Here is an 8,945-nt window from a genome sequence, read left to right on the forward strand (position 1 = left end):
CTTCGCAAGGCACGTTCGCAGCGTGGTGTCACGCTGTTCGGATTGCTGTTTTGGGCCATCATCATCGGCTTCTTTGCGCTGGTGGGCCTGCGTGTTCTGCCGACGGTGAACGAGTACCTCACGATCAAGAAGGCGATCGAGAAGATCGCTTCGAGCGGTGCGAGCACGGTGCCGGAGATCCGCACGGCTTTCGAGAAGACGAAGGAGATCGAATACTCCATCACCTCGATCTCTGGCAAGGATCTGGAGATCACCAAGGTCAACGAGAAGGTTGTGATCAGCTTTGCCTACAACAAGGAAATTGAGTTGATGGCGCCGGTCTATTTAATGATCAAGTACGAGGGGCGTACGAAGTAAGGCGAGCTGCCTGATTCGACCCGACAGCTCCGTGGACACGCGCCTCAACGCACTGCAACAACGACTGGGACATCGCTTTGCCGAGCCCGAGTTGCTGAGCCGCGCCGTCACGCACCGCAGCTTCGGCTCCGACCACAACGAGCGCCTTGAGTTCCTGGGCGACGCCGTGCTCAGCCTGGCGATCAGCGCCTTGCTGTTCGAGCGCTTCGGCGGCTCCGACGAAGGGGACCTCACGCGTGTTCGCGCGCACCTGGTGCGCGAAGACACCCTGCACCGTGTTGCTGTCGTGATCGGGCTGCCCGACGTGCTGCGCCTGAGCGAAGGCGAAGCGCGCGGCGGTGGGGCGCAGCGCCCCTCCATCCTGGCCGACGCGCTCGAAGCCATCATCGGTGCCACCTTCCTGGATGGTGGGTTCGAACCGGCCCGTGCCCTGGTTCAGCGCCTGTTCGGCGAGGTCATTGCCACCACCGACATCGACAGCTGGACCAAGGACGCCAAGACCGAGCTGCAGGAATGGCTGCAGGCGCGCCGCCTGCCGGTGCCCGTCTATCGGATTGCCAGCACACGCGGCCAGGCCCACGCGCAGACCTTCGAGGTGGAATGCGCCGTGCCCGCACTGAGCCTCACCGAGACCGGCGAAGGCCGCTCGCGCCGGGCCGCCGAGCAGGAAGCGGCTCGCCGCATGCTCGTCGCGCTGAAGGCCAGCGACAAACCGGGCAGCGCGTTGCGCTCCTGACCGAATGAACGATTCCGTCGAATCAGCCGACGCCGGCGACAGCGGCGACACCCTGCGTTGCGGCCTCGTGGCCATCGTTGGCCGCCCCAACGTCGGCAAGTCCACGCTGCTCAATGCGCTGGTCGGCCAGAAGGTCAGCATCACCTCCGACAAGGCGCAGACCACGCGCCACCGCATCACCGGCATCCGCACCGTCGAAGACAGCCAGTTCGTCTTCGTCGACACCCCCGGCTTCCAGACGCGCCACAGCGCGCCGCTCAACCGCAACCTCAACCGCACCGTGCAGGGCGTGCTGGGCGATGTGGACGTCGTGCTGTTCGTTGTCGAAGCCGGGCGCTTCGGCTTGGATGATGCCAAGGTGCTGGCTCTCATGCCACCCGACAAGCCGGTGATCCTGATTGCCAACAAGCTCGACGCGGTGCACCGCCGCGCCGATCTCGTGCCCTGGCTCAAGGGCATGCAGGATCGCCATGCCTTCGCCGAGTTCGTGCCGCTCTCGGCCAAGAAGAACGCCGACGTGCAGCGCCTGCTCGACATCGTCAAACCCTACTTGCCTCAGCAGCCCTGGTTCTACGATGAAGACGCGCTCACCGACCGCAGCGACCGCTTCCTCGCCAGCGAGCTGATCCGCGAGAAGCTGTTCCGACTGACCGGCGACGAGTTGCCCTACACCTCCACGGTGGTCATCGACAAGTTCGAGGAAGAAGGCAACCTTCGGCGCATCGCCGCCACCATCATCGTCGAGCGCGATGCGCACAAGGGCATGGTGATCGGCAACGAGGGCGAGCGCCTGAAGCGCATCGGCTCCGAAGCCCGCCAGGAGCTCGAGCGCCTGATGGATGCCAAGGTCTTCCTCGAGCTGTGGGTCAAGGTGCGCTCGGGCTGGGCCGACAACGAAGAGCATCTGCGCAGCTACGGCTACGAGTAGATGGCAACGCGGGCCCCACGCGCGCCGGCCCAGCTGGCCGCCTACGTGCTCCACCGCTACGACTGGAGCGAATCCAGCCTGATCCTCGACCTCTTCACGCGTGAGCAGGGGCGCCTGGCAGTGATTGCCAAGGGGGCCAAGCGACCCTATTCACAGCTGCGCTCGGTGTTGCTGCCCTTCCAACGTGCCCATGTCGTGTTGGGGCGGCCACCCAAAGCGGATGCAACTGGCGAGGCCACGAGCGACGTGCAGACGCTGCGGGGGGCCGAATGGGCTGGCGGACAGGCCATGCTCACCGGCGCCGCGCTGTTCAGCGGTTTCTACCTGAACGAACTGCTGATGAAGCTGCTGCCACGCGGTGACGCCCACGCTGCGCTGTTCGACATCTACGCGGGTACCTTGTCTGCGTTGGGCGCCAATGACGAAGCTGCGCTGCGTGCCTTCGAGGTGTCACTGCTCAGCCAGCTCGGCCTGCTGCCCGACCTGAGCCTGGCCACGCTGACGCAAGAGGCGGTGGATGCCGAACGGCGCTACACCTTGCTGGCCGAAGCCGGCGTCTCGGCGCCAAGGCCCAGCGACACCGCCGTGGCCGGACAGGTGCTGATTGGCCTGCAGGCCGCACTCGAACACGGCAGCCTGCCTGCACTGCAGCAGGCCTGTGCACGCGCTCTGCCGGAGCTCAAGACCCTTCTGCGCAGCTTGCTTCACTATCATCTGGGCTCGCCTGTCCTGCGCACGCGCCAGGTCATGCTCGACGTCCAAGCCCTCGACCGATAGGCCTCCATGAATCCTTTGCTGACCACCGGGCTCGATGCACATCGCGGCTTCACTGCGCTGTCGGTGAACGTCAATCTTGTCGCGCAGATTCGCAACCGGCGGCCGCTCGATTTCCCCAGCGTGACGGGCCTGGCCGCACGGGCCCTGGAGGCCGGCGCGCAAGGCATCACCATCCACCCTCGGCCCGACCAGCGCCACATCCGCACGCACGACGTCTTCGATCTCGCCGACCTGATGGCCAAGTGGCCGCAGGCCGAGTTCAACATCGAAGGCAACCCGTTGCACAACCTGATGGGCCTGCTGCGCCAACTCGCCGCCGAGGGCCGTGCGCCGCACCAATGCACCTTCGTGCCCGACGACGAAAGCCAGCCGACCTCCGACCACGGCTGGCGCTTTCCTGAGGATGCCGGCACGCTGGCGCCGCTCGTCGCCGAAGCCAAGTCACTGGGCATCCGGGTCAGCCTTTTCATGGACCCACTGCCCGGCATGATGGCCGCTGCACGCGATGTCGGAGCAGATCGCGTCGAGCTCTACACCGAGTCGTATGCGCGCGCTCACGGCACGCCCGAGCAGGCGGCGGTGCTGGCGCGCTTCACCGCCGCGGCCGAAGCGGCCATCCGCGTGGGCCTGGGCCTCAACGCCGGCCACGACCTCAACCGTGCCAACCTCACCGACTTCCTGCGTGCCGTGCCCGGTGTGCAGGAGGTGTCCATTGGCCATGCGCTCATCGCCGACACGCTGGAGCTCGGCATGACCGAGACCGTGCGCGACTACCTGCGCTGCATCCACTCTGCCTCTCACGCCGCATGAACAACGACAACAACACCCACCACGCCCCGGTCATCCTCGACATCGCCGGCACACAGCTCAACGACGACGACCGCCGCCGATTGCAGCACCCGCTGACCGGCGGCCTGATCTTCTTCACCCGCAACTGGGTCAACCGTGAGCAGATCATCGAGATCACCGCGGAGGCCAAGTCCATCCGCCCCGACCTGCTCATCACCATCGACCACGAAGGCGGGCGCGTGCAGCGCTTCCGCACCGACGGCTTCACTCACCTCCCGGCGATGCGCCGCCTGGGCGAGCTGTGGATGCTGGATGCGATGCGCGCCACCGACGCGGCCAGCGCCGCCGGCTACGTGCTGGGCGCCGAGCTGCGCGCCTGCGGTGTCGACATGAGCTGGGCACCGGTGGTCGACCTCGACCATGGCCGCAGCGAGGTGGTGGGCGACCGCGCCTTCCACCGCGACCCACGCGTGGCTACGCTGCTCGCCAAGAGCCTGATGCACGGCCTGCTGAAAGCCGGCATGCCCAACTGTGGCAAGCACTTCCCGGCGCACGGCTACGCGATCGCCGACTCGCACGTCGCGCGCGCCGTCGACGACCGCACGCTCGAGGAGATCCTCGCCGAGGACGCCATGCCCTACGACTGGCTGGCCACCACGCTCGACTGCGTGATGCCCGCCCACGTCACTTTCCCGAAGGTCGACCCGCTGCCGGCCGGCTTCTCGGCGCGCTGGCTGAAAGACATCCTGCGCGGCCGCTTCGGCTACACCGGCGCCATCTGCTGCGACGACCTCAGCATGGAAGGCGCCCGCATTGCCGGCAGCGCCGTCGAAGGCGGTATCACCGCGCTGAACGCCGGCTGCGACCTGGTGCTGCTGTGCAACCAGTCGAAGGTCGACGGCGGCAAGCCGGTCGACGCCTTGCTCGATGGCCTGCTGAGCGCGCTGGAGCGAGGCCAATGGCAGGCCGATGCCGACAGCGAAGGCCGCCGTCTTGCACTGTTGCCGCAGACGCCGCCGCTCAGCTGGGACGAGCTGATGCACGAGCCCGCGTACCAGCTCGCGCTGGAACGCCTGCCCTGATCGCAGTCCCGCACCAATGAAAAGGGCGCACCGAGGTGCGCCCTTTTCACGTGCGGTGTGGCTCAGGCCTGAGGCTGCGAGCCTTGCACCGTCTCGAACGGCAGCTTGATCTGCGACAGATCCTTGCGCGTCTCCACCAGCACCAGCGGGCCTTCGTCGATGGCGACCACCGGCTTGGGCTCGCGCGGCACGTGCACCGGCTTGGGCTCGCGTGCCATGGCTTCCTGCACGGCGCGGATCTTGTCGGCGTCGGAGTTCACCCACTGCAGACCGGCCGATTCGGCCACCGAGATCAGCTGAGCCGTCGGCAAGACGAAGGCCTCTGGGGGGGGCACGGCGGCGACCGGTGCGGGCGCTGGCGCTGGCGCTGGCGCAGCTTGGGCTTCCTGCACCACCGGTGCGTGAGCAGGGGCTGCTTCGACCACTTGCGGCTCGGCCGGTGCGGGGGCAACGGCTTCTTCCACTACTGCGGGGGTCACCGTCGTGGCAAGGTGCTGCGGTTCCTCAGCGACCGGAGCCGGCGTCTCGTCCTGGCTGACACCTGCCTCTGCGCCCGGTGCACCGGCCTCCTCGCCCGTCTCGTCGCGGCGCTGGCGGTCACGGCCACCACGGCCACGGCGGCGGCGGCCTTCGCGCTCACCACGTTCAGTGCCTGCTTCAGCCGCGGGTGCACCCTCGGACTCTGCCGACACGGGTTCAACGACGGCTTGATCGGCGGCTCCCTCCACCGGCGTTGCGGTGTCGGTGTCCGTGGCAACGGCCTCGCCCTGGCGCGATTCGTCGCGGTCGCGCCCGCCACGTCCACCACGGCGGTTGCGGCGGCGGCCCTGTCGTTCGCCCTGGCCTTCGGCTGCGGTGTCCGGCGCGTCGCCGCCCGGCACGGTGTCGACGAAGGCGCGGGCCTGTGCGGCCTCGTCGCTGGCGGCAGCTTCAGGCGCCGGTGCGGCCGGGCGACGCTGCTCACCACGCTCAGGGCGCGGGCCACGGCGGCCGCCTTCCTGGCGCGGCTGGTCGCCACGGCCCTCGGGGGCGTCGGTGCGGGCTTCCTGGCGGCGGTTGTTGCGGTCTTCGCTGCGACCACCTTCTGCCGCGGCTTCTTCTGGCTTGTCGCCGCGCTCGTTGCGGCGGCCACGGCCACCGTCACGCCCGCCGCGTTCCGCGCGTTCGCCGTTGCGCTCACCGCGTTCGTTGCGGCGGCCATCGCGCCCGCCGCGACCACCCCGGCCGTTGCGGTCACCGCGGCCTTCGCCGCGTTCTGTTGACTTCTCTGCAACCGCAGGCTTAGCCGCAGGTGCCGCTGCGTCAGGCGCGGACTCGCCGCCGCCGAACAGCTTCTTCACCCAGGCGAAAAAGCCGCCACCGGAGGCCGGAGCCGCCGGCGCAGGTGCAGCCACAGGGGCGGCCGGTGCAGCTGCAACCGGTTCGGGCTTGGGCACGGCGATGGGCGCGGGCGTCTCGGGCAGGATGCCCTTGATCACCGGCTCCTGCTTGGCCTTGGTCTTCTCGCGGCGGGTGATGCCAACCTCGTCGTCCGGCTCCTCGATCATCGAATAGCTGACCTGCAGGCTTTCCAGGCGTGGGTCGTCGTGGCGCAGGCGTTCCAGCTTGTAGTTGGGGGTCTCCAGGTGCTTGTTGGGCACCAGCAGCACGGTGATGCGCTGCTTCAGTTCGATCTTGGTGATCTCGGCGCGCTTCTCGTTCAGCAGGAACGAGGTCACTTCCACCGGCACCTGCACGTGCACGGCGGCGGTGTTGTCCTTCATGGACTCCTCCTGGACCATGCGCAGGATCTGCAGCGCGCTCGATTCGGTGTCGCGGATGTGGCCGGTGCCGTTGCAGCGCGGGCAGGTGATGTGGCTGCCTTCGCTCAGGGCCGGGCGCAGGCGCTGGCGGCTCAGCTCCAGCAGGCCGAACTTGCTGATGGACGAGAACTGCACGCGAGCGCGGTCCTGGCGCAGCGCATCGCGCAGGCGGTTCTCCACGTCGCGGCGGTTCTTCGACTCTTCCATGTCGATGAAGTCGACCACGATCAGGCCGCCCAAGTCGCGCAGGCGCATCTGGCGCGCGATCTCGTCGGCGGCTTCGAGGTTGGTGCGGGTGGCGGTCTCTTCGATGTCGGAGCCGCGGGTGGAGCGGGCGGAGTTCACGTCGACCGACACCAACGCTTCGGTGTGGTCGATCACGATGGCGCCGCCCGAGGGCAGGTTCACCGTGCGCGAGAACGCGGTTTCGATCTGGTGCTCGATCTGGAAGCGGCTGAAGAGGGGCGCGTCATCGCGGTAGCGCTTCACCTTGGCCGCGGCCTCGGGCATCACGTGGCTCATGAACTGCTGAGCCTGGTCGTAGATGTCGTCGGTGTCGATCAGGATCTCGCCGACGTCGGCGGTGAAGTAGTCGCGGATCGCACGGATCACCAGCGACGACTCCTGGTAGATCAGGAAGGCGCCCTTGCCGGCCTGTGCCGCGCCGTCGATGGCGCTCCACAGCTTGAGCATGTAGTTCAGGTCCCACTGCAGCTCGGGCGCGGAGCGGCCGATGCCGGCGGTGCGGGCGATCAGGCTCATGCCCTTGGGGTACTCGAGCTGGTCGAGGTTTTCCTTCAGCTCTTCGCGGTCTTCGCCCTCGATGCGGCGTGACACGCCGCCCCCACGCGGGTTGTTGGGCATCAGCACCAGGTAACGGCCGGCCAGGCTCACGAAGGTGGTGAGTGCGGCACCCTTGTTGCCGCGCTCTTCCTTCTCGACCTGCACCAGCAGCTGGTCGCCTTCCTTGATGGCGTCCTGGATGCGTGCGTTGCGCACGTCCACGCCGTCGCGGAAGTAGTTCTTGGAGATTTCCTTGAAGGGAAGGAAGCCGTGGCGGTCTTCGCCGTAGTCGACAAAGCAGGCTTCGAGCGAGGGCTCGACGCGGGTCACGACCGCCTTGTAGATGTTGCCCTTGCGTTGCTCGCGGCCTTCGATTTCGGTCTCGAAGTCCATCAGCTTCTGGCCATCGACGATGGCCAGGCGACGTTCTTCTTGCTGCGTCGCGTTGATCAGCATGCGTTTCATGTGCGCTCCTTGGCTGCCACCGCCGCTCGTGCGGTCGGGTGCAGCTCACTCAACATGCCGCCACTGAAAACTCAGGGGCGACTCATCGATGCACGAGAAACGTGGATGAACCGGAAGGAATCGCCCTGGACTGTGGTGACGAGGTGCCGATCAGTCGATCGGCGGCCCGTCTGGCAGCGTTGGCGCGTGCGTGGCAGTGGGCAAAGGGGAGGAGGGCCGTGAAGCACCTGTTCGAGACCGGGCCACGGCGCTGCCGGCACGACGAGCGCGCGAAGGGCAGTGAGGGGTGGGGGTCGGGAACAACATCCGATTTGATCGCTGGACGCGGGTGGAAGACGTCATCCCGGGGCCTGACGCGCTTTTGGCGCCGGCTGGGTTGGGGTGTCTCCCGCCTGGAAACCTTTTTGCAGGGTTCGTTCTTTGTTTCTCTGCCGTACCGGGTTGCCAGCCGCCGGGTCACTTGGGGACCAGGCCCGCCGCATGCCGGGTACGTTGCATCACCTTGTGGCCGGTTTTCAAGCCGGCCGCCGCGTTGTACCGAGTGTTTGTCTGAGGGAGGCTGCTTGCGCGGCGTAAACTCAGAAAAATCAATCACTTACAGCGAAAACGTGGTGCGGCGCATTATAAGGGCGAAACCGGAACCGGCGGCAAGTGCCCGCCCCTCAGCCCCGAAGTTGGCCCCCAAGCCGGCCCCCAAGCCCGCGGTGCACACCGTGCAGGTCGACGAGGCCTCCGAGGGGCAGCGGCTGGACAACTTCCTGCTCAAGCTGCTCAAGGGCGTGCCCAAGACCCACGTCTACCGGGTGATCCGTTCGGGCGAGGTGCGGGTGAACAAGGGCCGGGCCTCGGCCGACACCCGCCTGGCGCTGGGTGACCTGGTGCGCGTGCCCCCGGTGCGTGTGGCCGAGCGGGCGGAGGCTCCGCCTGCGCCGGCGCGCGAGTTTCCGATCGTCTTCGAGGATGAGTACCTGATCGCCGTCAACAAGCCTGCCGGCGTGGCGGTGCACGGCGGCAGCGGCGTCAGCTCCGGCGTGATCGAGCAGTTGCGCAAGGCGCGGCCCACGGCCAAGTTCCTGGAGCTGGTGCACCGGCTCGACAAGGAAACCTCGGGCTTGTTGCTGATCGCCAAGAAGCGTTCGGCGCTGGTGGCGCTGCAGGACCAGTTCCGCGGGCGCGAAACCGGCAAGACCTACGCGGCCCTTGTGATCGGCGCGTGGCCGGCCAGC

At 67.5% G+C, this 8,945-nt stretch carries 8 protein-coding genes; 7 read left to right on the plus strand and 1 reads right to left on the minus strand.

The window, feature by feature from the left end; translation table 11 throughout:
• From VFL64_RS18470 to nagZ, 6 genes are all read left to right on the plus strand, one after another.
• The coding region (locus VFL64_RS18470) for a DUF4845 domain-containing protein (RefSeq protein WP_489541847.1) at positions 1–357 on the plus strand (357 nt) is incomplete at its 5' end.
• Positions 358–388: 31 nt separating this feature from the next.
• Positions 389–1,093, plus strand: coding sequence for a ribonuclease III (rnc, locus tag VFL64_RS18475; protein WP_489541848.1), 705 nt, complete (start codon positions 389–391; stop codon positions 1,091–1,093).
• A gap of 4 nt (positions 1,094–1,097) precedes the next feature.
• Positions 1,098–2,021: a GTPase Era gene (era, locus tag VFL64_RS18480; protein ID WP_489541849.1), complete on the plus strand. Its 924-nt coding sequence runs from the start codon at positions 1,098–1,100 to the stop codon at positions 2,019–2,021.
• Positions 2,022–2,798 (plus strand): DNA repair protein RecO, encoded by a 777-nt coding sequence (recO, locus tag VFL64_RS18485; protein ID WP_489541850.1) that lies wholly within the window; start codon positions 2,022–2,024, stop codon positions 2,796–2,798.
• A gap of 6 nt (positions 2,799–2,804) precedes the next feature.
• Positions 2,805–3,608: a pyridoxine 5'-phosphate synthase gene (locus tag VFL64_RS18490; RefSeq protein WP_489541851.1), complete on the plus strand. Its 804-nt coding sequence runs from the start codon at positions 2,805–2,807 to the stop codon at positions 3,606–3,608.
• On the plus strand, positions 3,605–4,669 hold the full coding sequence (nagZ, locus tag VFL64_RS18495; RefSeq protein WP_489541852.1) for a beta-N-acetylhexosaminidase: 1,065 nt from the start codon (positions 3,605–3,607) through the stop codon (positions 4,667–4,669). Before VFL64_RS18490 ends, nagZ begins: the two co-directional genes overlap by 4 nt.
• A gap of 62 nt (positions 4,670–4,731) precedes the next feature.
• Here the strand turns inward: nagZ and VFL64_RS18500 are convergent, their stop codons facing one another.
• Positions 4,732–7,719, minus strand: a complete 2,988-nt coding sequence (locus VFL64_RS18500; RefSeq protein ID WP_489541853.1) for an Rne/Rng family ribonuclease — start codon at positions 7,717–7,719, stop codon at positions 4,732–4,734.
• Positions 7,720–8,330: 611 nt separating this feature from the next.
• On the opposite strand from VFL64_RS18500, the gene VFL64_RS18505 reads away from it, so the two are divergent.
• On the plus strand, positions 8,331–8,945 hold a 615-nt coding region (locus VFL64_RS18505; protein WP_489541854.1), incomplete at its 3' end, for a pseudouridine synthase.

Source organism: Rhizobacter sp. (assembly GCF_035702065.1).
Classification (GTDB): Bacteria; Pseudomonadota; Gammaproteobacteria; order Burkholderiales; family Burkholderiaceae_C; genus Rhizobacter.